Genomic DNA, 23,437 nt, shown 5'->3' with positions numbered 1-23,437 from the left:
CAGGCCGAGGAAAGAGCCGGCACGCTTGCGGGTGGCGCAGTATTCCGGCAGGTAGCGGCCTGCCTGGCGCATGAGCCACAGCGGCGTGTAGTCGGTCGGCTGGCGCAACAGGGCGCGCAGGAAGGTGTCGTTTTTCAGGGGGGCGAAGGTGGATGACATGGAAGATCTTCTGACGGCTTAAGTACTCATTCTTCCATGGCGGAAGAATGAGCAGGGAGATGATGCGAAATATGCGCGAGAGCGCAGCGAAGCCTGCGGCTTGTTGCCCGTACGCCGGTCAGTTCGAGCCTTGCGCAACGGCAGCCGTGCAATCCTGCCCGCTGGCGGGGACGGCTGCATACAGTCCGCTGCTGTAGCCAACCGCGAGGATCGCGACGAGCAGCGTGGCAAAAACCTTGGCAAGCTGTGCGAGCCTTGCAAATTCATTCTCATGCATTCTCAGTTTAGAGAGCATTTCCATTTCCCTCTGGTCGATATTCTCATTTGCGGGATTCACGGGAAAGCGGTGCTGCAATAGCGAATGCCGAAAGCGCGGCCTTCGGCTCTCCCGCGCTCCGATGCCTCAGCGTTGCACCTGGCGGGTCTCCCCGCCGTCCGGCAGCAGGCCGAGTGCTTCGTATTCCTCCAGCTTGCGATACAGGCTGGACAAGCCGATGCCCAGCTTCTGCGCTGCCGCGCGCCGGTCACCGCCGGCATCGGCGATGGCCTTGGAAATCACGGAGCTCTCGAAGCGGCGCACCTGCTCGCGCAAGCTGTCGCCGGATTCGGACAATGCAACACCATTCTTGCCGGCCGGCGCAATACGTGCAATCTGCGGCGGCAGGTCGGCGCGAGTGATGTGCCCTTCATCAGCCAGTATCAGTGCTCGATCAACCACGTTTTCCATCTCCCGTACGTTCCCGGGCCAGTCATAGGCACTCAGGATTTCCTCAACGTCCGGATCAATGGCAAGCTCGCCAGCGCTGTTCAGACGTTTTGCTCCTTTTGCCAGCAAGAATCGCACCAGCCCGGGGATATCCTGGCGGCGCTCGCGCAGCGGCGGCGTGTGGACATGGAATACGGACAGACGGAAGTACAGGTCTTCACGGAATCTGCCTTCCGCGACCATCTGCGGCAGGTCGCGGTTGGTGGCAGCGATGATGCGCACGTCGGCGCGTTTGGCCTGTTCGCCGCCGACCGGGCGCACGGTCTTTTCCTCGATCACATGCAGCAGCTTGACCTGCAGCGCCAGCGGCAGTTCGCCGATCTCGTCAAGGAAGATGGTGCCCTTGTCGGCCTCGAGGAAGAGGCCCTTGCGCGCCTTGTCCGCACCGGTGAAGGAGCCCTTGATGTGGCCGAACAGCTCGCTCTCCATCAGGTTCTCGGGAATCGCGCCGCAATTGACGGGAATGAACGGACCGTCCGCGCGCAAGCTGTTCTGGTGGATCTGGCGCGCGATCACGCCCTTGCCGGTGCCGCTTTCGCCCGTCACCAGCACGGTGCTGTCGGTAGGCGCCACCTTGGCGATCATGCGTTCCAGTTCCTTCATGGACGGCGAGGTGAAGGTGAAGCGCTCTTCACCGGATCCCATCACCAGGTTGCGCAGCACGCGGTTTTCCGAACTGAGCCGGCGCATGTCGCGCACCTTCATCAGGCGGTGCAGCACTTCCTCGTTGCGCACCGGCTTGATCATGTAGTCGGATGCGCCGGCCTTGATCGCCTCGATCGCGGTATCGACCGAGGCGTAGGCCGTCATCATGATGAAGTTGGTTTCGATGCCGGCAGCGCGGGCGCGCCGCACCAGTTCGATGCCGGTGAAGTCCGGCATCTTGATGTCGCTGATCGCAACGTCGATGTCCCCCTTCGACAGGCGCTCGAAGGCTTCCGTGCCGTTGGCGGCCTGACACACGCTGCAACCGGACTTGCTCAGGTGCGCGGCCAGGATCTGGCGGATGGCCGGCTCGTCGTCGACGACCAGCACCTCCAGGGATTTCATTAAAACGTCGTTAGGCTGTTTCATTTATCGGAAAGTAAACGAGTACACGAGTGCCCTTGCCAGGCACGGAATCGATGTCAATGCTGCCGCCATGCTTTTGCATGATGGAATAGCACAGGGACAATCCCAGGCCGGTTCCCTTGCCGGCGGGCTTGGTGGTGAAGAAGGCCTCGAACACGCGCTCAAGCACTTCCTTCTCCATGCCGGGGCCGTTGTCTTCCACCGTCATGCAGACGCGCTCGCCATCCGGCTTCGTCGTGATGACGATGGTCGGGGGCCGGTCCATCACCGGATCAAGCGCGTCCATGGCGTTGATCAGCAGGTTCATGATGACCTGCGTGACCTGGTCGGCCACACCGTAGATCGCAGGCAGGTAATGGTCGAGGTCGAGCCGCAATTCTACGCGGCGCAGTCGCTTGTCGTAACGGATCAGGCTGGCCGTGCTGCGCAGTTGCGCATTCAGGTCCAGCAGCTGCGGCTCGGCCGGTTGGGGCGACGCGAATTCGGAAATCTCGCGCGTGATCGCCGCCAGGCGCTCGGTCTGCAGCTGGATCAGGTCGGGCCGGCACGGCCGGCAGTGCTCGCTGTTGCAGGCACCGAGGCCTTCCGTGCGGCGCTCGGCCATGTCCTGTGCGATGCCGGCGATCGCCGCGATCGGGTTGCCAATCTCGTGCGCAACACCGGCCGCCAGCGCGCCGATCGCTGCCATCTTCTCCTGGTGGAAATATTTCTGGCGCTCGACGATGAGCTCCTTCTCGCGCTTGTCGAGAATGGTTGCCATGCTATTCACCGCCGTCATCAGCTGGCCGACTTCGTCGTGACGCTTGATCGGAATCGGCTCACCTCGATAGCCATTGACGATCTCCAGTGCACGGGTCTGCAGGGTGCGCAGGTCTTCCGTGAGCCGTTTGAAGAACAGGCCGCTGATCGCGCCCAGCAGCGCAAGGCCCATCATGCCCATCATCAGCGTCGTCATGGCGACCGAGTCGGTCTGCAGGCGATAGCGTTCCGACATGCGCTGCCGTGCGATTTGCGAGCGGTCGGCCAGCGCAGTGAATTCGTTCTTGGTCTTCACCAGCTCGACGATCAGCTGGGTCATGGCCGCACGGGAAGGATCCTTGTCGGCTTCGGCCAGTGCCGCATTGACGCCGGTCAGGCTGATGTCGAAGCCCGGCATGCGCTCCTTCAGCTGCGCCTGCATGGTACGCACCATCTGGTAATGCATCAGGATGCGCTGCATGCCCGCTTCGCGATCCGGCGAATCGACGTTGGCGAACACCGCCATGACGGCGTGAAAGGCGGCAGTGTCGGCCTGTTTCAGCATCGCGTCGACCTCCAGCGACTGTTGGATCTCATCGAAATCGCGCTGCAACAGGTTCTTCTGGTGAAAGGCGAAGAGCGCGATAATGACCGCATAAGTAATCAATGTGCCAAAGACCACCAGGCCCTTTGCCCTCACCGAGAACGCGAACGCGGGCCGGCGAGGGGGCTGGGCAGCCCGGGCTTCCGTGTCCGTCCCGGTGCCCGGGACCGCACCGAGCGCAGGCGCATCCGGTTGGACGCCAGGACCGCGCAGTGCGTTCATGAATTTGCGTATTGAAATCATTTGACCAGCTTGATATCCATAATGTCATTCCGTGTCCGCAGGGACCACAGGAAGGTTTTGCTCCGAATCCGCCATGATGAGCCCGCCGCTGCCCAAGTGCAAGATGGCTTGCCAAGGTGCAGGTGCCGCTTCGGCATGCAAACGCAGCAACAGCAAATGCCGCAACGAGCGGCACAAGATGCGACGGACTGCGCAGAGCCGTAGGCATTGCACGTAGCGCAGCACCAGGTCAGGTCAGGTCATGCGGTCATGTCATGCACGCATGACCGGCTTCACACGCTCCGCTTTGCATTCGCGCATTGCCAATCTGGCATCATCATGAATTTGCCGGGCCGTACTACCATGACAGCCGCTGCGCGCCGGTGTAGGCGAGGATCGTGAGGCCGAAGCCGACGACGGTCCACCATGCCGCGGTGCCGGCGGCTGGCTTGAGCAGCAGGCGAAGGCACACCGTCAGCCCAGAGGCGAGGCAGACGAACAATGCCCAGGTGACCATCGGCTCCCACATCCAGTGCCCGCCGCGCACCTCGTACAACCACACGAGTCCCAAGGCGGTTGCGACGCAGAAGACGGGGAAGCCAAGCAGCATTGCCTTGCCCGAGATGTCGTCCATGAAGCCACGTTCCGGCAGCGCGGTCATTGCGAAGCCCGTGGTCTGTCCGCGCGATTCAGCCCGCTCCCTTGCCAGATAGCCCGCGGCCATGAATGCCGCGACGGCGTACGCAGCGTAACCGACAATACTTCCGAGCACGTGCGCATACATCCAGTAGCTCTTCAGCACATGGAGGTGGTTGCCCGAGATCGCTTCGTCGTGCGCGGATAGCCAGATCTGGAACAGCACTGCCACGAGCACGATCAGCATCACGAAGGGGCCGGCGGTCCGCGCCCGATAGACACGCTCCATGACGAGATAGATGAGAACCGTCACGGCGCACAGCAAGGTCATCGTGTCGTACAGGCTGTCGAGTGGCACGTGCCCGACGCGATGCAGGAAATACGTTTCGAACCATCGCCACAGCAGAGACGTGATCGACACCGTTGCCCCGAGCAACGCCAGGCCGGAAGCCCAGCGCCCGATCGTCTCGGAAGTGCTCCAAAGCTGGCCGACGTAAAGGATCGTGGAACTGATCAGCAGCAGGTTGGCGTATCCGGACAGCCTGAAAATGAACAGGTCGTCGATCCGCGTGCCGGACGACAGGACACCCGTTTCCAGATACTCTATGCCCCCCAGCAGCACGATGCCGGCAATTGCCACGCCGATCCAGAACGATGTCGCGGATACGGCGGCAAACCCCTTGTCATTGTCGGCATCTTGCCGTTCCATGAAGTCCTCTCTCTCCTCGAAACGACCGGGAAATGGCTGTCCAAGGCTTTTTTCTCCTCCCTTCACATCGTCCATTGGTTTTTCTTGTCGATTGATATTTCGGCTACCTGCAATCCCGTTAAATCAGACGCGGCGCATGTTCAAAAGCGCTTCAAGCAAGTTTGGTTCCATGCTGCGAAAAACGGCCTGATCTGATGGTCTGAAGCCGTTGCAGCACATGGCGATGGCAGGGAACACCTGATCGGCACGATGCAATGCCCACTCCCCTCTCATCACGCCCGCTGCACCATTCCCGGGATTGGGATAAAGCAAGATCGGCTTCTCAGTTTCGGGAACGCATAGGACCACTGGAGAGAATCATGTCGCGCGTGAACCTCCGCAGGCAGAGGCACGGATGCGATCCGGAGACCGTCGCGTGCGCTCATGCAACGGCACCCGCATCGTTGCCGCAACCGCAAGCGTCCATTCTGTTCTGTCAACGCGCATGATGCCGCCGACTCAGGACGCCGCGCGTCGCCTGCCCTCGACCTCATCCGCTCGCCTTCCAGCAAATGCACTTCATCGACAGGCGTCCGATCCTTGGCACATTAATTGCTGCTCGATTGCATTCTATTAACGGCCCAGCCTCCGCAGGGCCATACAAGACCAGTTAAACCTAGGAGAGAGTATGAAGTTGAGTCTGTTATACGTCGCGCTTTTAGCCGCAATGCTGACGCTGGTGGGACAGTCCATGGCGGCAAACGGCAAGGCGGTATATGACTCGACCTGCTGGGCATGCCATGCAACGGGCGCTGCAGGGTCACCGAAGTTCGGTGACAAGGTGGCGTGGGAGCCGCGTATTCATTCCGGCATGCAGGCCTTGTATACCAGCGCATTGAAAGGCAAGAACCTGATGCCGGCACGGGGCGGCAACAGCAGCCTGACTGACGCCGATGTGATCGCAGCGGTCGACTACATGGTCTCCCAGATCAAATAAAGGCGATTCCGACAAGAGAAGCGGCACGGCGAGCACACACAGGCCCGCCTTTTCGGAAGCTGCTCCCGGATTGCGTCAGCAGCACCACAACAACAATCACTGCCGAGGGAAGGCCCGATGAGAAAGCTGATCGTCTCGAACCTGCTGTTGATCATGTTCCTCGTCGGCGCCGCGTCCGGTTTCTTTGTCGGCAATCTCGGATGGTGGGGCTTGTACGAAGGCGCGAACCACATCGACCGCCTGTACCAGGCCGGCGGTGAAAGCCTGCGGCAGGTGTCCGATACCGAGAAGATGCTGTTGCGCTCCCAGGCGCTCTTCCTCGACGCTCTCAAGAAGCAGCAACTTACCGCGGCGGACAAGGCTGTCCTCGCCAGGACGGATGCCGAGATCCGGCAGACGCTGGAGCATCTGCGGACTGCGGGCGAACATCATGACCAGTGGGACCAGGTCGCCTACCAGTATGCGCGCCTCGCGGCGAGCCGCGAACATTCGCTCACGCTGATGAGCAACGATGTGGAGCGTGCCTACCGCTTCCACACCACCGACACCCTCCCCTTGTTCAACAGCCTGCTGACGAACGTGCAGCAGGTCCTTCCGCAAGTCGCCGAATCTGCGCGCCTCGAACATGAGCAGGCGATCGGCAGCAACCGTGCGGTGCGCGACACCCTGTTCGGCATGTGCGTGCTGGCCACGATACTTTTCTGCCTGATCGGCTGGATGACGTATCGCGAATCCGCGGAACATCGCCGCAAGACCGCACAGCTTGACGAGAAGCATACGCGCTTCCGTACGCTGTTCGAAAGCAGCAACGATGGGGTCATCATGCTGGAGAACGGCCATGTGACGGAGGTGAACCGCGCAGCAATCCGCATGTTCGCCATTTCCGACATTCCGTCCGGGCAAGCGGGATCCGGACCCGACCTCGACGCGCTGCAGCCCGCGCAACAGCCGAACGGCGACGAATCTGCCCCCGGCCTTCGCGCCATGATCGAGGAGAGCATCCGCAGCGGCGCCCAGCGTTGCGAATGGCAGTTCCGCTCGCTGGATGGCAAGGAATTCCCGGCGGACCTCGCCATCGACGTCGCCCACCTCGGCGACAAGAGCGTGGTGCAGCTGACCGTGCGCGACATATCGCGGCGCAAGCAGGCGGAAACGTCGATGCGGCTCGCCAACCATGCCTTCGGCAACTCGCTCGAAGGCATCGCGATCACCGACGCCGACGGCGATATCCTCACGGTCAACAGCGCGTTCACGGCCATCACCGGATACATCCAGGAGGAAGTGATCGGGCGCAATCCACGCCTGCTCAGCTCGGGCCGCCAGACGCGCGAGTTCTACGACGAGATGTGGCGCACCATCGATGCCTGCGGCAAGTGGCAGGGCGAGGTCTGGAACATCCGCAAGAATGGCGACATCTACCCGCAGTGGCTCAACATCAGCCGCGTGACGGACGAACATGGCAATGTCACCAACTTCGTCGGAGTCTTCAGCGACATCTCCGAGCGCAAGTCAGCCGAGGAACGCATCCTGCACCAGGTCTATTACGACCAGCTGACCGACCTGCCCAACCGCGTGCTGTTCACCGACCGCCTGAACCAGGTCATGGGCATGGCCAAACGCCACCAAGAACAGCATTTCGCCGTCATGTTCCTCGACCTCGACCGCTTCAAGCTGATCAACGACAGCATGGGCCACGACGCCGGCGATCAGCTGCTGCAGCAGGTGGCGCACCGCCTGCGCGGCAGCATCCGGGAAACCGACACGGTGGCGCGCATGGGCGGCGATGAATTCACCGTCGTTCTGAGCGAAATCGCCAGCCCAAAACATGCCGCCAATGTGGCACAGAAGATCCTCGACGCATTCCGTCCGCCCTTCCGTCTCGACGGCGAGGATGTCTATGTCTCTGTCAGCATCGGCATCAGCGTTTATCCGGACGACGGCAATACCATCGAGCTACTGCTCAAGAACGCCGACATGGCAATGTACCGCGCCAAGGGATCGGGCGGCTCCTGGTATGAGCTGTACGACGAAGGCCTCGGCACGCAGGCAAGCCAGCGGCTGCTCATGGAAACGGCGCTTCACAAGGCGCTGGAACGCAACCAGATGGAACTGCAGTACCAGCCACAGTTCGACTGCGAGAGCGGCAAGCTGGTCGGTTTCGAAGCCCTGCTCCGCTGGCGCCATCCGGAGCGCGGCCTGCTCGCACCCGACGCCTTCCTCAGCATCGCGGAGGAAACAGGCCTGATCGTGCCCATCGGCGAATGGGTCTTGCGCACCGCCTGCGCCCAGGCCCAGGTATGGCGCAAGGAATTTCCAGGACACCGCCTGATGGCCGTCAACCTGTCCGGCCGTCAGTTCCAGTCCTCCGACCTCGCCGACCAGATCGCCGCCGCCCTGCGCTCGAGCGGCCTGCCGCACTTCTGTCTCGAGCTCGAGATCACGGAGACCGTGGTGATGCAGAACCTCGACGCCAGCATCGAGATCATGCACCACCTCGCCGAACTCGGTGTCCAGTTCTCGATCGACGATTTCGGTACCGGCTACTCATCGCTGGCCTACTTGAAGAAGCTGCCGATCCACAGCCTGAAGGTGGACCGCTCCTTCATCCGCGACCTGACCCCAGGGTCCGATGATGCGGCAATCGTCAGCGCGATTGTGGCAATGGCCGGCAAGCTCGGGCTGCGCGTGGTCGCGGAAGGCATCGAGACGGAGGCGCAGCTCGGGCTGCTGAAGGCCTACAAGGGAATGGTCGGACAGGGTTACCTGCTCGGCAGGCCCATGACCGCCGACAATGCCACCCGGCTGCTGACGGAGGGCCGCACCCGGCTGGCTATCGTGGCATGACGGTATATCACGGAGCATCTGCTCCGTCCTGATACTGGAAAGGAAAGAACGGATGAAACCAAGCCACTGCCCGGCAGAAGCACCAGGTACCGCCGCACCGCCTTCCGTGGTCTGTGGGAAGCAGGACTTCCTGGTGTTCCGGCTCGGCGACAGCGAGTACGGCATCACGCTGGGAAGCGTGCAGGAACTCTGCAGCATCGACAGCATTGCCAGGCTCGACAACCCGCCCGCCATGGTGACCGGCCTGCTGAACCTGGACGGGCACCAGATTCCGGTCGCCGACATGCATGCCCTGCTGCACGGCGGCGCCGACAACGGCAGGCTGGCTGACGTCATCGTCCTGCGGCACCAGGGGCGTCAGGTCGCGATTGCCGTCGACTGCGTGATCGATGTCGTCACGTTCGCAGGCAATGCGCCGGTCGATGCGCCGCCGGGTGGCGTACCGAGTGCGATCGTCAACATTTCCATCGGACGCCGGACCATGACACTGCTCGACCTGGGCAGGCTCCTGGCCGGTTTCCATCCGGATCCCGATACCCGCATAGCTGCCTGAGTGACGGAATTAATGACTGTGCATTTTTGATGAAGCATTGCCACGCTGGCCACAAGCCGCCGTGGTTCGAATGAGGGAACAACAATGAACAAGATCGACAAGCTGATGCAGCTGAACATTGCGAAGAAGCTATGGCTGCTCGCCGCCTGCGCGGCACTGGGCATGATTGTCCAGACCGCGCTTTTCCTGAAGTCAGAACGTTCGCTGATCCTGGAAGAGCGCAAGACCAGCGTGCGGCAGACGGTGGAATCGGCCTACGGCCTCCTCGAGTACTACCAGAAGCTCGCCGCGGATGGCAAGCTGAGCGAAGACGAGGCGAAGGCCCGTGCGAAGGACAGCATCAGGGCCATGCGCTACAGCGGCAAGGAGTATTTCTGGATCAACGACATGCAGCCGCGCATGGTCATGCACCCGTTCAAGCCTGAGCTCGAAGGCCAGGACCTCGCCGACAACAAGGACCCGACCGGCAAGCAGCTGTTCATCGAAATGGTGAATGTCGTGAAAGAACGCGGCGACGGCTATGTGTTCTACTCCTGGAACAAGCCCGCCAGCACCGAGCTCGGTCAGAAGGTCTCCTATGTGAAGGGCTTCGCGCCGTGGGGCTGGGTCGTCGGCTCAGGCGTCTATCTCGACAATGTCCAGGAAACCTTCATCAACCGCCTGATCAGCTTTTCAATCGGCGCGCTCGCCCTTGCCAGCGTACTGCTGGCCATCTGCCTGGTGATCGCGCGCAGCATCACCCGCCCGCTGCGCACGGCCGTGGGAATCGCGCACACCGTTGCCTCCGGCGACCTGACCAGCAGGATCGAGGTCACGACCAGCGATGAAACCGGACAGTTGCTGAGTGCGCTCAAGGAAATGAACAACGACCTGCAGACCATCGTCGGCAAGGTCCGCATGGGCACCGATACCATCGCCGCCGCCTCTTCGCAGATCGCGAGCGCCAACCTGGACCTCGCCGCACGCACCGAACAGGAAGCAGCCTCTCTGGAGGAAACGGCATCCGCCATGGAGCAGCTGACCGGTACCGTCAAGCAGAACGCCGACCATGCGCACCAGGCCAACCTGCTCGCCGTGTCCGCCTCTGAGGTCGCCGTCAAGGGCGGCGCGGTGGTGTCGGAAGTGGTCGGCACCATGGGCTCGATCAACGATTCCGCTAAGAAGATCGTCGACATCATCAGCGTCATCGACGGCATCGCATTCCAGACCAACATCCTCGCGCTCAACGCCGCCGTGGAAGCCGCGCGCGCAGGCGAGCAAGGCCGGGGCTTTGCGGTCGTCGCGTCGGAAGTGCGCCAGCTGGCGCAGCGTTCTGCATCGGCCGCGAAGGAAATCAAGGACCTGATCGCCGATTCGGTGGAGAAGATCGACACCGGCGCAAAACTGGTCGATGAGGCCGGCACGACGATGAAAGAGATCGTCACCAGCGTCAAGCGCGTGACCGACATCATGGCCGAGATCACGGCCGCCAGCGAGGAACAGAGTTCCGGCATTGAACAGGTGAACAAGGCGATCGCGCAGATGGACCAGGTCACGCAGCGCAATGCGGCGCTGGTGGAGGAAGAAGCGGCCACGGCGGACGCATTGCAGCACCAGGCGGCGGAACTCGCGCAGATCGTGAGCGTGTTCCGGCTCGAGCATGTGGCCGCGCCGGTACGCATCAAGGAAAACAAGCCGGCCGCACTGCCGGCAGCGAACGCCCGGGTGCCGCAGCTCGAGGCCCATTGAGCCGGCGCCCTGCAGGAAATTGGAACTGAAATAGCATGAATCGAATGGTTGCGGCCCTGATGGCCCAGGCGCACAGCGAAGCAAGCCTGCGCATGCGCCTGCGCGTTTTCACTGCGCTCGCCTTTGTCGGCGCGGCGCTGATTGGTAGCGCGTTTGCCGGCCTGTATCTCCACTTGCACGCGATGCACGAGCGGACCGAGGTGGAGCGGATCGCCGCCGACCAGGCATCGCTGATCGAGGGCCGGCTCAGCCGCAGCCTTTCCAGCACCTATGCCCTCGCCGCGCTGGTACGGCAATCCGGCGGCAGGATGACGGATTTTGATGCGCTGGCAACGGAAATGCTGCAGCAGTATGGCGATATTGACAGCCTGGAAATGGCAAAGGACGGCGTCATTTCGCAGGTCGCGCCTTTCGTCGGCAATGCCATCCTGATCGGGCATGACGTGCTCAAGGAAGCGGGCCACAACAGGGAAGCCATCCTCGCGCTGAAAACCCGGGCGCTGACACTGGCCGGCCCTTTCGAGCAGCGCCAGGGCGGACAAGCCGTCGTCGGCAGGTTGCCGGTATTCCTTCCCTCGGCGTCCGGCGCGGACCACTTCTGGGGATTCGCCATCGCGGTGATCAGAGTGCAGGACCTGCTCAAGCGGAGCCGCCTGTCCGCGCTTGTCGACTCCGGTTATCAGTACGAGCTGGCGCGTGCGAATCCCGTCACCGGTACGGACGAAGTGTTCGCCCGGTCGGGAGAGAATCCGCTGCGCCATCCGGTCGTGCGCGCGCTAGAGCTTCCCAACGGACGGTGGCATCTCGCCATCGCGCCCGGCGACGGCTGGGTGGAGTATCGCCTCCTGGTGACCGCCGCCTTTGCCGTGCTGCTGTTTTCCATCCTGTCCGCCTATTCAGCGCACACTACGTTCAAGCAGCCCTTGCGTCTGCGCCGCGAAGTCGCGCAGCGCACCGAGGAACTGGCCGCCGCCAACCGAGCCTTGAGCGACGAAATCGCCGAACGCCAGCATGCACAGGACGCTGCCGTGCAGACCAGCCGGCTGTATAGCGTGCTGAGCCATACCAATGCCGCCATCGTCCGGATTGCCGACCGCGATGCCTTGCTCGAGGAAATCTGCCGCGTGGCGGTCGAGCTCGGTGGCTTTCCGCTGGCGCGCATCGCACTGATCGACGCGAACACCGGAATCTGGCATTGGAAGGCGAAGTGCAGCACCGGCAACGACATGCCGGAATGCGACGACACCATCCATGCCTGCATGTCGGAAAACATCCGCTCGCTGCGCGGTGCCACGCCGAAGCTGTGCATGGCCGGCGTACAGGACGCCGGCAGAGCATCGACGGTCTGCCCCCAGGCCCTGTCGGCCGGCTACCAGTCGCATGTGTTCCTCCAGTTGCGGGTGCAGGGCCGTGCCGTAGGCATGTTCAGTCTGTACGCGTACGAGTCGGGCGTGTTCGACGCCGCGCAGCTGCGGCTGCTGGAGGAAATGACGCACGACCTCTCCTTCGCGCTGGAAAATATCGAGCGCGAAACGCAGCGCAAGAACACGGAAGCGAACCTGCGCAAGCTGTCGCGCGCGGTTGAACAAAGTGCCAACGCCGTTATGATCACCGACCGCAATGGCGTGATCGAGTACATCAATCCCTGGTTCTCACGGATCACCGGGTACCAGCCGGAGGAGATCCTCGGCAAGACGCCGCGCGTCCTGCGCTCCGGAGCAACCCATCCGGAGACGCACAAGCGCATGTGGGACACCATCCTGTCCGGCAAGGAATGGACGGGCGAGCTGCACAACACGAAGAAGAACGGCGATACCTACTGGTGCCTGGAAACCATCTCGCCGCTCAAGGATGAGAATGGCGAAGTCAGCCATTTCGTCGCGATCACCGAAGACATCAGCGAACGCAAGCAGACCGAACAGACCATCCGCCACCTGGCATTCCACGATCCGCTCACCGGCCTGCCCAACCGCCGCCTGTTCAACGACCGCCTGCATCAGGCCGCGGCGCTGCGTCACCGCGCGGACAATGCATTCGCGCTCATGCTGCTGGATCTGGACCGCTTCAAGACGGTCAACGACACGCTCGGTCACGACATTGGCGATGCGCTGCTGAAAGCCGTGGCGGCGCGCCTGCTCGCGGCGATGCGCCAGGGCGACACGCTGGCCCGCATGGGCGGCGACGAATTCGCCGTGCTCGCGCTGGCGATGTCACATCCGGAGGAAGTGGCCCGGCTGGCAGAGAAACTGGCCGAGATCCTGAAGGAGCCATTCCACCTGTACGGCCACGAACTGTATGTGACGACCAGCATGGGCGTCACGCTCTATCCGGGCGACGCCGGCGATGCGGAAGCCCTCGTCAGGAACGCCGACATCGCGCTCTATCGCGCGAAGGACATGGGGCGCAACAACTTCCAGTTCTTCACCGAGGACATGAACGCATCCATGATGCAGCGCCTGCGCCTGGAAAGCGCGATGCGCTGGGCCGTCGAGCGCAAGGAATTGATGCTGCACTACCAGCCGCAGATCGATGGCGCGACCGGCAGGATCCATGGCATCGAAGCCTTGATACGCTGGCGGCATCCGGAATTCGGCCTGGTGTCCCCGGCGCAGTTCGTGCCGCTCGCGGAAGAAAACGGCATGATCATCGAGATCGGCGAATGGGTACTGCGCGAAGCATGTGCGCAGGCCAAGCGCTGCGAACGTGAAGGCGTGCCCACGCGCGTCGCGGTCAACCTGTCGGCGCGTCAGTTCCATCAGGGCGACCTGGCCGATACCATCGCGGGCATCCTGGAAGAATTCGACCTCGCGCCTTCCCTGCTGGAAGTCGAGCTCACCGAAGGCATCCTGATGGCAGACACCACGCAGACCGTCGCGGTGCTCGAACGTCTGCATCGCATGGGCGTGCAGATCTCCATCGATGACTTCGGCACCGGATACTCGTCGCTGTCCTATCTCAAGCGTCTGCCGATCCAGGTGCTGAAGATCGACCAGTCCTTCGTGCGCGACATCCACAATGACCCGGACGACCGCGCCATTGTCATGGCCGTGATCGCGCTGGCGCACAGCATGAAGCTGAAAGTGGTGGCCGAAGGCGTCGAGACGCATGAGCAGTTCGCTTTCCTGCGCGAGTACGATTGCGACATCATGCAGGGCTACCTGTTCAGTCGGCCTGTTCCCGGCGAGGAGGTGCTGCGGCTGCTGCGCCCGGATGCCATATTGTTGGCCTGACGCAAGGGCCGTTGCTGCACGCCTGCCTATAATGGGGAACACCATTAACGACGGTGCAAGCTATGGCGCCCGACCATCCGTACTGGAGCAGCAGCGTTGCCAGCCTGATGCGGCAGCTGGACAGCCGCATGGAAGGTCTTTCCTCCGGACAGGCAAGGATACTCCTGCAGCGGCATGGCCCGAATGCCGTCGAAACCGAGGATGAATACCTCGCCCTTACCCTGCTGCTGCGGCAAGTCTCCAGCCCCCTCGTTCTCATTCTCGTCTTCGGCGCGATCGTCTCGCTGGCCCTGCAGGACTGGACCAATGCCGCCATCATCCTCGCCATCGTGGTCGGCAGCATGGCGCTCGGCTTTTCACAGGAATACCGCGCATCGCGCGCCGTGGCGCGCCTGCGGCGCAGCCTTGCGCTGACCGCCCGCGTCTTGCGCGACGGGAAGCTGCAGGCCATCCCGGCCAGCAAACTGGTGCCGGGAGACATCATCCGCCTGTCGGCCGGCAATCTGGTTCCGGCAGATGGCATGCTGATCGAAGCGACGGATTTTCTCGTGACCGAAGCCAGCCTGACCGGCGAGCCTTTTCCGGTCCAGAAGGAACCTGGCGAGGTGCCGCCGGATACGCCGGTATCCGGCCGCACCAACTGCGTTTATTCGGGCACGTCGGTGCGTAGCGGCACGGCCACGGTCCTGATCGTGGAAACCGGGCGCAGCACGGCACTCGGCGCCATCGCCACGAGCCTCAAGGCAAACACGCCGGAGACGGATTTCGTGCGCGGCATACGACAATTCGGTTTCCTGCTGGTGCGCGTCATGCTGATCACGGTGATCTTCGTGCTTGCCGTCAATCAGCTGATGCACCGGCCTCCGATCGAATCGCTGCTGTTTGCGGTTGCCCTTGCAGTCGGTCTTTCTCCCGAACTTCTCCCCGCGATCGTGAGCGTCACGCTGTCACATGGCGCACGAGCCATGGCTCGCCGTGGCGTGATCGTGCGCCGACAGGAAGCGATCGAGAACCTGGGCAGCATGGACGTGCTCTGCACGGACAAGACGGGAACGCTGACCGCCGGCGTGATCGAACTGAACGATGCGACCGATCCGGCAGGTGTCAGCGATCGTCATGTGCGCTGGCTGGCCTACCTGAATGCAGCCTTCGAGACAGGCATTGAAAACCCGCTGGACGAAGCCCTGGTCGCAGCCGGCGACAAGGAAAAAATGAACACGGACGGCCTGCGCAAGATCGACGAAATTCCCTACGACTTCATCCGCCGCCGTCTGACCATCGTGGTCGAGGAAACGCCGACGCAAGGCAAACATCTCATCATCACCAAGGGCGCGTTCACGAATGTGCTCGACATCTGTTCGAGCGTCGTCTCTCCGCACGGCGACGTCCCGCTGGACGATGAAAGACGCGCGGCGCTGCATGACTACTACGAGGGCAAGGGACGCGAGGGCTTCCGCGTGCTCGCTGTCGCGACCAGGCAGGTCGCTGCGAGGGAGGATTACGGGCATGACGACGAGAGCGCGATGTCGTTCGCCGGCTTCCTGCTGTTCTTCGATCCGCTCAAGCCGCGTGCCGCGAAAACGGTGCACGACATGGCCGCACTCGGGATCCGGGTGAAGATCATCACCGGCGACAACCGCTATGTCGCGGCGCACGTGGCTGAGGGGCTGAAGCTGGATTTCGAATCGATGCTGACCGGCGGCGAGATGGCGCGCTTGAACGACGAATCGCTGCTGTACCGCGCCGAGCGAACCGACCTGTTCGCCGAAGTCGATCCGCAGCAGAAGGAGCGTGTTGTCCGCATGCTGCAGCGCGCCGGGCATGTCGTCGGCTATATCGGCGACGGCATCAATGACGGGCCTCCACTGCATGTCGCCGATGTCGGCATCTCGGTCGACAAGGCGGTCGACGTGGCGCGCGAAGCAGCCGACATCATCCTGCTGCGGCCGGACCTCGATGTACTGTCCAACGGGGTCAAGGAAGGACGACGCACCTTCGCCAACACGCTCAAGTACATCCGCATTACGACCAGCGCCAACTTCGGCAACATGATGAGCATGGCATTCGCCACCTCGGCACTGGACTTCCTGCCGCTCAGCGCCAAACAGATCCTGCTCAACAATTTCCTTTCCGATTTTCCATCAATCGCCATCTCCACCGACAAAGTGGATCACGAGCAGATCATGCACGCGCGCCGCTGGAATGTGAATGACGTGCGGCGCTTCATGCTCATCTTCGGCCTCGTCAGTTCCGCCTTCGACCTACTGACCTTCGGCATTCTGATCAAGGTCTTTCATGCGGACGAACGGACTTTCCAGACCGCATGGTTCGTCGTCTCGCTCATGACGGAACTGATGGTCGTACTGGTTTTACGCACCGGCAAACCTGCCTGGCGCAGCCGACCAAGCCGCATGCTGCTGACCGCGACCGTCCTGGTGGTTGCACTTGCCCTGTGGATTCCCTACCTTCCGTTTGTTGCGCGCGTGTTCGGTTTCGTGCCGCTTCCCTGGCAACTGGCAGTCACGGGCATCCTCATCGTGTTGTCGTACATCGCTTGCACTGAGGCAGTCAAGCGCAGGTTCTTCAAGATGGATTGATCAATCACGGCGTTGCCGGCCGCGGGCGGATTACAATCGGCCCTGACCTCGGCGCTGCACTGCTTTCGCCCATCGTTCACCCATTTGAATTCGCCATGATGAGGATTGTGATGAAGAAATCCCTGTGCCTTGCATTGCTCTTGATCTCGTTTGCCCTGCCGCATGCCGTTGCCACCGGTTTGCCGGACCGTCATGCCGCGGAAATCCAGTATGAAGACGACGCGGCAAGCACTCAGGCGCCCCTGCCTCCCGGCGCCACATTGCGGCGCGATGTCCCCTACGGCAGCGATCCGTTGCAGCGCATGGACGTATACATTCCCGCGCAGGCCCAGAATGCCCCGGTCATCTTCATGGTGCATGGCGGCGGCTGGCGGCGCGGCGACAAGGCGTCGCGCACCGTGGTGGACAACAAGATGTCGCACTGGGTGTCGCAGGGCTACCTCTTCATCTCCGTGAACTACCGGATGCTGCCCGAGGCCGATCCTGCAGTGCAGGCGGAGGATGTGGCGAAGGCACTGGCCACGGCACAGACTCTGGCGCCGCGCTGGGGCGGCAATCCCTCCATGTTCCTGGTCATGGGGCATTCCGCCGGCGCGCACCTGGTCGCCCTGCTTTCCTCCGATCCCGCACGCGCCTACCGCGTCCGCGCACAGCCCTGGCTGGGCACCGTTGCGCTCGACAGCGCCGCGATGGACGTGCCTCGCCTGATGCAGCAGAGGCACCTGCCCCTGTACGACGAGGCATTCGGCAATGACCCGACGTACTGGCGATCGGTATCGCCGCTCCAGTCGCTCACCGCGCAGGCCATGCCGCTGCTGGCCGTCTGTTCGTCGCGCCGCCGCGAATCCTGCGAAAATGCGCGGCTGTACGCGGCCGCCGCGGAACGTCTTGGCGTGCGCGTGTCCATCCTTCCGGAAGATCTCTCTCACCGTGAAATCAACGATCAGCTTGGATTGCCCGGCTCCTATACCAGCGGCGTGGAGCAATTCATGAAATCGCTCGGCCTGCCGGTTGCCGAGGCGCAACCGATCGCTGAGGCGCAACACGCCCGCGCGCCGCTGCGGCGGCGCTTCCTGCGTCGAGAGTAGCGCTTGTTTCAACGGACTCCGCCCTCCGATCCTCACTTGAGGAATACCGCCTCTGCGACACGCCGCAATGCTTGAGGGCGGGTACCAAGCGTTAAATCGCATCTTCCCTTTTCCCGTCGCGCCCGCGCAGGCGGGTGCCCATAACCCCGCCGATTCTGCGCTTTGCGCAAACAGGCACATGGCGGATGCCCAATCTCCCTATGGGCCCCCGCCTGCGCGGGGGCGACGGGGAAAGTGTGCGGCAAACACGACCAGCAATGCCCACCCTCGAACGCATGTCGCAACAATATGGACTCGTCCTGCATGGCGCCTTCGCAGAAGCGACGGTAAGGGCTAGAGCAAAGCCCAGCACCAACGCCCGTTCTCCAAAGAAAAATGGGCTGACATAAGTCAGCCCGAATGCGGCCGAAGCCGCGGGGAGAACAACGGGCCGGGACAACCTTCTTCGGATCAGCCCCGGGATCCCGCTGCAGACAAGCTCAAGTCAATTAGTGCGACAGAACCCACTTCGCGATCGCCTTCAGGTCGCCCTGGTCCTTGGTCTCGATGATCTTGTGCTCTTCCTCGGTACCGTCTTCCAGCTTGACCTTCGGACCCGTGGTGATGTTCTTGATGATCTTGGCTTCGGCGTCAGGCTTGCCCTTCAGGTCGGCTGCAATCTTCTTGTACGACGGGCCTTTCTTGGTCTTGTCGACCGCATGGCACTTGAAGCAGCCCTGCTTCTTCATGTAGGGCTCGACGTCGGAATCGCTCAAGGCGGCGAACGCATGCGCAGACACGGACATGGCGACCACCGCGGCGGCCATTCCCACCAGTTTGCTGTTGATGATGTTGAGTTTCATGATTCCTCTCTCTAAAAAATGACTGCTTGACCAATCCGCCCGATTTGGGTCCGGGGACGGGCGCCCCGGGTTAACAATCTCAATGGGTCAGGAAGCCGTTGATCACCATGGCGAGCAGGCTCAGGCCGATCGCGATCAGGGTGAAGCCGAGGATCTTGGTGCCGATCCTCATCGGTTCCGACGGCGCATCTACCAGGTACTTCTTCAGCTCGCCCGAGCGCACCATACGATCGTACTCCAGTCTGTGCTCGTGACGGAACTCGTCCAGCGGGAAGGTACCGGTGAACATCACGGTATCCAGCGGGAACTTGTCCGGACGGAAGTGGTTGTTGAAGAAGTGGACGGTGAACAGGAACACCACCGCCAGGATTGCTTCTTCCCCGTGGAAGATCATCGCCACGTTGAACACCCAGCCCGGCAGGAAGCTTGCCGTCACGTGCGGGAACCACATCATCAGACCGGAGACGCCGATGATCGTAACACCCCAGAACGGTGCCCAGTAGTCGAATTTCTCCCAGTAGGTCCAGCGGTCGAACACCGGGCGCGGTGCCAGGCCGAAGAACCACTTGAACATGGCGATGATGTCCTTCAGGTCCTGCAGGCCCGGGATCAGCGAATCCGGCCCGAAGATCTTGAAGCTCTTCCAGTTCTTCGCCAGCTTGGCGCCGACATAGAACAGGTGCCAGATGAACACGATGCCAAAGATCGTTGCGAAGGTGCGATGGATCGTGCCGGCCACCTTGTAGCCGCCCAGCGCCTTCATCACCGCCGGCGCCCATGCGGCATCCGGGAAGAACAGCGGCATGCCGGTCAGCGTCAGCGCCATCAGGCTGAGCGCGAACGTCAGGTGGGCAATGCGCCAGGTCAGGGTGAAGCGCTGATAGTGCTTGCCCTTGAAGTCGTCAGGCATGGCTTCCATGTTCACATGCGGACGCGGCGTGCGTTGCTTGCGTTCCTTGTACTCGCGGATGAACCAGAGCAGCGTGTGGGTCCAGAAGAAGGCGAAGGTGCCGACCAGCAGGCCGATCATGAAGTTCTTCGCCAGCCAGATCTGCGGATAGTGCTTGAAATCGCCTGCGGTGCCATGCGGCTGGAAGGAGACAAATCCGGCAGTCGCCTCGGCACGGCCCTTCTTCGGCGTGTGGCATTGTTTGCAGGTCTTCAGCAGGTTCTTCTCGTTGACCTTGGAGTCCGGATCTTTCTTCGGCTGGATGCCATGGCTACCGTGGCAGTCGAAGCACTTGCCGGTATCGGCATAACCCAGAGCCGTCACCTGGCCGTGGTAAGTCGATTTGTACGACTTGTAGCGGTCCGTATGGCAGTTGCCGCAGGTCTCCGTGATCTTCAGCTTGGTCGGGTCAGCCGAGGTATTGGCGACAGCGTGCGTCGTATGGCAATCGGAGCAGACCGCAGCCTTGATATTCTTCTTTTCGAGAACTTGTTTCCCATGAATGGAATCCTTGTACTCGTCGAGTTGATCCTCGTGGCATTTCGCGCCGCAGGTCTCGGGAATGGTCAGACGATTTTCGGCGCGCCGCGTCGTTCCCGCCGGTGCGATGTCGAAGCTGTGCACGTCATGGCAGTCGTTGCAGGCGGCGTTCGGGTGGCCCGGCTCGTCCTTGTTTTCGCGCGCATGGAGCGATTTCTTGTAAGCGTCAATGTTGGCGACCACGTTGCCAAGGCGCGCTTTCTGGGTTTCCAGCCCATCCTTCTTGGCCTTGTCCCACAGCGTCTCGTGGCACTGTATGCAGTCCGGCTTCTTCGCTCCGGCCGCGATCTTGTGCTCGGCCTTGGCGTCGGTGATTTCGGTGTGGCAGTCCACGCACTGCATCGTCGAGTGCACGCCCTTCTCGAACTTCTCGTGGGTTACCGGCGCCAGTGCGCGCTTTTCGCCGTCCGCCGTCTGCACTTCGAGCTTGCCCTTCTTCCCGTCATGGCAGCCTTCGCAGGTCGCGTTATCGAGCTTGGTGGCGGCCGGCGCGGCATCCGCAGGTTTGGCGTCGTCTGCCGAAGCGGGCGCCAGGGTAAAGGCGCCGGCCAGGCAGATAACCGCTGTCAGCGCCCAGTTCTTGAGCTTCCGGATCGGCAGGGCCGTCCTCTTTCGGTTAGCGAGCGATGTGGTCATGATCTTGGAATGGATTTGATTATTCGGTACTGCAGGTGTTGCACATTACGACAATGCAACTTCCGCGCCAGCCGTGGCGCGCAAAAAGAAAGGCCCCTTGCGGGGCCATGAAAAAAACGTCGCCATGACCGCTCCACCGGCTGCCAGGAATCTGCATGCGTGACCGGTGGAGCATCATGTGGGGAGCCGGACCTTATTGGAACTTGTAGATGTAGCTGACCCCGATGAAGCTGACGTTCTGCTGCTGCTGCGCGCCGACCGTTGTGTTGTCGGCATAGGCGAACGGAACACCGTTGTTCATCCATGTCCATTCAACCAGGCGATTGCGCTGATGGATCAGGTCGAGACGGATGTCCGCGTTCTTCTGCAGCGCATACTTGCCGAAGAAGCTCAGCGTCGTCGTGCGGAACGTCACATCCGGAAGGCCGATCGCCGCTTGCGCGAGGTTGGCCGCGCTTGCAGGCGCCCCCGTTGCCGACGGTGCCGCATCGATGCCGTACTTGTTCACATCGTTCAGGTACGACAGGTTTGCGCCCACCTGCAGCTTGCTGCTCAGCTTGCCGTCCAGGCCGATGCCGACTGCGTCGTTCCGGTCGTTCAGTCCGAGCAGATAGCCGGTGCTGTGGTTGATGTGCAGCGTCTGGTCGCCATAGGAAGCGTAGCCGGTGAGCCGCCAGTTGTCGGTCAGCGCGAAGGCCATGTCGAGGCTGTAGAGCTTGAAGTCCGAATCACGCCAACCCTTGCCGCCTGCTACCGGGTTGTAGAAATTCGTGTTCTTGTCCTTGCCATTCTCCAGCGCGACCTGCACGGTCAGGCGCTCGGTCGGCATCCAGTCCGCGGACACCTTCCACTTGTCGCGCTCCAGATCCACCATGTTCATCGGCATGATGGTCGTGGCCGACAATCCCACGAGCGTCGAGGCCGGCACGGTCGCGCCATATCCCGCGCCCGCCGCCACAGCGGCAGCACTGGTTTGCAACGAAGTCCAGTCGGACCCACCACGCTTGCTGCTCGAATAGCCGATGGCGCCATTCAGCGTTTCGGACATGCTCTTGCGCAGTTCGAGGCGATAGCCCGTCTCGGAGTTGCGTGCCCGCAGTCCACCCAAGCCTGCCACGATCTCGTCGCCGGCCGGTGTCGGCACTTCGCGCTCGACCGATGCGTAGTCCGCGCCGATGGTCGCACGGTAGTTGGCCGGCAGCAGATAGCTGGCTTCCAGCTTGCCGTTGACCTTGGTGGAGGTCACATGGTTGTTGTTCCAGAACTCACCGACGTTGGTATAGCTGGCGGGAGTCGTCGCCGGCGTGACCGCGGTCGCCTCGACGTTATACAAGGCGTTCGGAGTCTTGTCGTCCTTGTTCTCGTAGCGGACATTGGCGAGCAGCGTCAGCTTGTCGATAGGACGGGTGGTGAGGCCGAACTGCGCGAGCACCGTGTCGACACGTCCGCCAAGATCGGTCATGCCGGACGGTGCGCCGGACAGGCCCATGCCAACGAAGTTGTCGTTCTGCGTCGCGTGCGTGTACGCATACTTGAAGTTCGCCTTGGTCGTCGGAGTGAACGCGTAATTACCGTCGAAGTAGATCTGGTGCGCCTGGTTGTCCGGCGCCAGCGCCATCGGCGTCTGCAGCACGCCCTGCAGGCTCATGCCGCCGCCTGCGATGATGTTCGTGCCGACCGCTGGATAACCGGGGAACGGCTGTCCAAGGCCGTTGTTGAACAGGTTCGGCACGACCGGATTCAGGCTGCCATACGAGTTCGTGTAGAACGAGCCGTAATAGCCTGCGCTCAGCATCAGCTTCTCGTCGTGGAAATTGAATTTCGCGTCGATCTGCTTGGTGTTGGATTTGATCGGCTCGGCCAGCAGCAGAACCGCGTTCTTGACGAACGCTGCCTGGCTGATTGCAGCAGTGGTCGAGCTGCCGCAGACGTAGGATGCGCAGTCGTAACCCCTGCCCCACAGCCTCGCGCCATCCTTGTCTTCGTTCTTGAACTCGGCAACGAACTGCAGCGACGGCGAGACCCACTTCTCGAAACCGAGCAAGGCATTCTTGCGCTTCGTCTTCAGGTCGACGTCGGTCCCGGTTCCGGGCGCCGCGAGGCGGTTGATGGTCGGTGTGGTCGTCCCAACACCAGTCATGCCGGTGTTGATGGTGCGCGGATAGTAGCGCTCCAGTTCGCTGTACTCGGCCTTGACCTTCCAGTTGCCTTGCACGTCGCGACGGAAGCCGAGCTCACGTGTGCTCAGGCCGAGGTTGCTGCCCTTGAACTCGGTCCAGGTGCCTGTCGCGTTGTCGCGCTTCAGGTAGTCGAAGTTGAGCAGGCCGTAGAAGTCATCGTTGCGCATGCCGTTGTACTGGCCGAACAATGCGCGGTCCTTGCTGTCGCCGGACACGCCCGCGACGCCGACGCTGACGAAGCTTTCCGGCGTGGTGAGTTCCGCCACGCTTTGGCCGTCTTCTGCCCGTGCCGGGCCGAATGCTGCTAGCAGGGCGAGAGCGATCGCAGTCTGACTCACGCCGAGATGTTGTTTCGAGATTTTCATGATG

At 62.1% G+C, this 23,437-nt stretch carries 16 protein-coding genes; 7 read left to right on the top strand and 9 right to left on the bottom strand.

Annotated features, from left to right (window positions below; all coding sequences use genetic code 11):
* The 6 genes from VJ698_RS24550 to VJ698_RS24525 form a co-directional block, all read right to left on the bottom strand.
* Window positions 1–159, bottom strand: a 159-nt coding sequence (locus VJ698_RS24550) for a uroporphyrinogen decarboxylase family protein (protein ID WP_324103509.1), incomplete at its 3' end; no start/stop codon positions are given.
* 118 nt (window positions 160–277) lie between these two features.
* The gene (locus VJ698_RS24545) at window positions 278–454 is read right to left on the bottom strand and encodes a hypothetical protein (RefSeq protein ID WP_324105456.1); all 177 of its coding nucleotides are present in this window, start codon (window positions 452–454) and stop codon (window positions 278–280) included.
* A gap of 108 nt (window positions 455–562) precedes the next feature.
* Window positions 563–1,975: a sigma-54 dependent transcriptional regulator gene (locus tag VJ698_RS24540; RefSeq protein ID WP_324105455.1), complete on the bottom strand. Its 1,413-nt coding sequence runs from the start codon at window positions 1,973–1,975 to the stop codon at window positions 563–565.
* A 10-nt stretch (window positions 1,976–1,985) separates the two neighbouring features.
* Window positions 1,986–3,560, bottom strand: coding sequence for a sensor histidine kinase (locus VJ698_RS24535; protein ID WP_324105454.1), 1,575 nt, complete (start codon window positions 3,558–3,560; stop codon window positions 1,986–1,988).
* Window positions 3,561–3,918: 358 nt separating this feature from the next.
* On the bottom strand, window positions 3,919–4,905 hold the full coding sequence (gene ccsA / locus VJ698_RS24530) for a cytochrome c biogenesis protein CcsA (RefSeq protein ID WP_324105453.1): 987 nt from the start codon (window positions 4,903–4,905) through the stop codon (window positions 3,919–3,921).
* Between the two features lie 123 nt (window positions 4,906–5,028).
* Window positions 5,029–5,217, bottom strand: a complete 189-nt coding sequence (locus tag VJ698_RS24525; RefSeq protein ID WP_324105452.1) for a hypothetical protein — start codon at window positions 5,215–5,217, stop codon at window positions 5,029–5,031.
* A gap of 355 nt (window positions 5,218–5,572) precedes the next feature.
* Here VJ698_RS24525 and VJ698_RS24520 point away from each other — a divergent pair, with 355 nt between their 5' ends.
* The 7 genes from VJ698_RS24520 to VJ698_RS24490 all read left to right on the top strand — a co-directional run bounded on the left by VJ698_RS24520 (window position 5,573) and on the right by VJ698_RS24490 (window position 17,921).
* Window positions 5,573–5,881, top strand: a complete 309-nt coding sequence (locus tag VJ698_RS24520; RefSeq protein ID WP_324105451.1) for a c-type cytochrome — start codon at window positions 5,573–5,575, stop codon at window positions 5,879–5,881.
* Window positions 5,882–5,998: 117 nt separating this feature from the next.
* Window positions 5,999–8,725: an EAL domain-containing protein gene (locus VJ698_RS24515; RefSeq protein WP_324105450.1), complete on the top strand. Its 2,727-nt coding sequence runs from the start codon at window positions 5,999–6,001 to the stop codon at window positions 8,723–8,725.
* 52 nt (window positions 8,726–8,777) lie between these two features.
* Window positions 8,778–9,278, top strand: a complete 501-nt coding sequence (locus VJ698_RS24510) for a chemotaxis protein CheW (RefSeq protein ID WP_324105449.1) — start codon at window positions 8,778–8,780, stop codon at window positions 9,276–9,278.
* Between the two features lie 84 nt (window positions 9,279–9,362).
* Complete coding sequence (locus VJ698_RS24505) at window positions 9,363–11,006, top strand: methyl-accepting chemotaxis protein (RefSeq protein WP_324105448.1); 1,644 nt, start codon at window positions 9,363–9,365, stop codon at window positions 11,004–11,006.
* A 35-nt stretch (window positions 11,007–11,041) separates the two neighbouring features.
* Window positions 11,042–14,236, top strand: a complete 3,195-nt coding sequence (locus tag VJ698_RS24500) for a bifunctional diguanylate cyclase/phosphodiesterase (RefSeq protein WP_324105447.1) — start codon at window positions 11,042–11,044, stop codon at window positions 14,234–14,236.
* A gap of 62 nt (window positions 14,237–14,298) precedes the next feature.
* Window positions 14,299–16,833, top strand: a complete 2,535-nt coding sequence (gene mgtA, locus VJ698_RS24495; protein ID WP_324105446.1) for a magnesium-translocating P-type ATPase — start codon at window positions 14,299–14,301, stop codon at window positions 16,831–16,833.
* A gap of 110 nt (window positions 16,834–16,943) precedes the next feature.
* Window positions 16,944–17,921, top strand: a complete 978-nt coding sequence (locus VJ698_RS24490) for an alpha/beta hydrolase (RefSeq protein WP_324105445.1) — start codon at window positions 16,944–16,946, stop codon at window positions 17,919–17,921.
* A gap of 488 nt (window positions 17,922–18,409) precedes the next feature.
* Here VJ698_RS24490 and VJ698_RS24485 read toward each other — a convergent pair whose 3' ends face one another.
* From VJ698_RS24485 to VJ698_RS24475, 3 genes are all read right to left on the bottom strand, one after another.
* The gene (locus tag VJ698_RS24485; RefSeq protein ID WP_324105444.1) at window positions 18,410–18,763 is read right to left on the bottom strand and encodes a c-type cytochrome; all 354 of its coding nucleotides are present in this window, start codon (window positions 18,761–18,763) and stop codon (window positions 18,410–18,412) included.
* Window positions 18,764–18,842: 79 nt separating this feature from the next.
* A complete protein-coding gene (locus VJ698_RS24480; protein ID WP_324105443.1) occupies window positions 18,843–20,888 on the bottom strand; it encodes a cytochrome C in 2,046 nt (681 codons plus the stop codon).
* Window positions 20,889–21,081: 193 nt separating this feature from the next.
* Window positions 21,082–23,433: an MtrB/PioB family decaheme-associated outer membrane protein gene (locus VJ698_RS24475; protein ID WP_324105442.1), complete on the bottom strand. Its 2,352-nt coding sequence runs from the start codon at window positions 23,431–23,433 to the stop codon at window positions 21,082–21,084.
* Window positions 23,434–23,437: the final 4 nt, after the last annotated feature.

Origin of the sequence: Noviherbaspirillum sp. (assembly GCF_035254685.1) — a bacterium.
Lineage (GTDB): Bacteria > Pseudomonadota > Gammaproteobacteria > Burkholderiales > Burkholderiaceae_D > Noviherbaspirillum.
Note: the sequence above shows the minus strand (reverse complement) of the source record. Positions and strands in the feature narration are given on the sequence as shown.

Bases quoted from the DNA above. Each gene is read 5' to 3' on its own strand.
- VJ698_RS24545 (WP_324105456.1), bottom strand. From the start codon at position 454: ATGCTCTCTAAACTGAGAATGCATGAGAATGAATTTGCAAGGCTCGCA.
- VJ698_RS24540 (WP_324105455.1), bottom strand. From the start codon at position 1,975: ATGAAATCCCTGGAGGTGCTGGTCGTCGACGACGAGCCGGCCATCCGC.
- VJ698_RS24535 (WP_324105454.1), bottom strand. From the start codon at position 3,560: ATGAACGCACTGCGCGGTCCTGGCGTCCAACCGGATGCGCCTGCGCTC.
- ccsA (WP_324105453.1), bottom strand. From the start codon at position 4,905: ATGGAACGGCAAGATGCCGACAATGACAAGGGGTTTGCCGCCGTATCC.
- VJ698_RS24520 (WP_324105451.1), top strand. From the start codon at position 5,573: ATGAAGTTGAGTCTGTTATACGTCGCGCTTTTAGCCGCAATGCTGACG.
- VJ698_RS24515 (WP_324105450.1), top strand. From the start codon at position 5,999: ATGAGAAAGCTGATCGTCTCGAACCTGCTGTTGATCATGTTCCTCGTC.
- VJ698_RS24510 (WP_324105449.1), top strand. From the start codon at position 8,778: ATGAAACCAAGCCACTGCCCGGCAGAAGCACCAGGTACCGCCGCACCG.
- VJ698_RS24505 (WP_324105448.1), top strand. From the start codon at position 9,363: ATGAACAAGATCGACAAGCTGATGCAGCTGAACATTGCGAAGAAGCTA.
- VJ698_RS24500 (WP_324105447.1), top strand. From the start codon at position 11,042: ATGAATCGAATGGTTGCGGCCCTGATGGCCCAGGCGCACAGCGAAGCA.
- mgtA (WP_324105446.1), top strand. From the start codon at position 14,299: ATGGCGCCCGACCATCCGTACTGGAGCAGCAGCGTTGCCAGCCTGATG.
- VJ698_RS24490 (WP_324105445.1), top strand. From the start codon at position 16,944: ATGAAGAAATCCCTGTGCCTTGCATTGCTCTTGATCTCGTTTGCCCTG.
- VJ698_RS24485 (WP_324105444.1), bottom strand. From the start codon at position 18,763: ATGAAACTCAACATCATCAACAGCAAACTGGTGGGAATGGCCGCCGCG.
- VJ698_RS24480 (WP_324105443.1), bottom strand. From the start codon at position 20,888: ATGACCACATCGCTCGCTAACCGAAAGAGGACGGCCCTGCCGATCCGG.
- VJ698_RS24475 (WP_324105442.1), bottom strand. From the start codon at position 23,433: ATGAAAATCTCGAAACAACATCTCGGCGTGAGTCAGACTGCGATCGCT.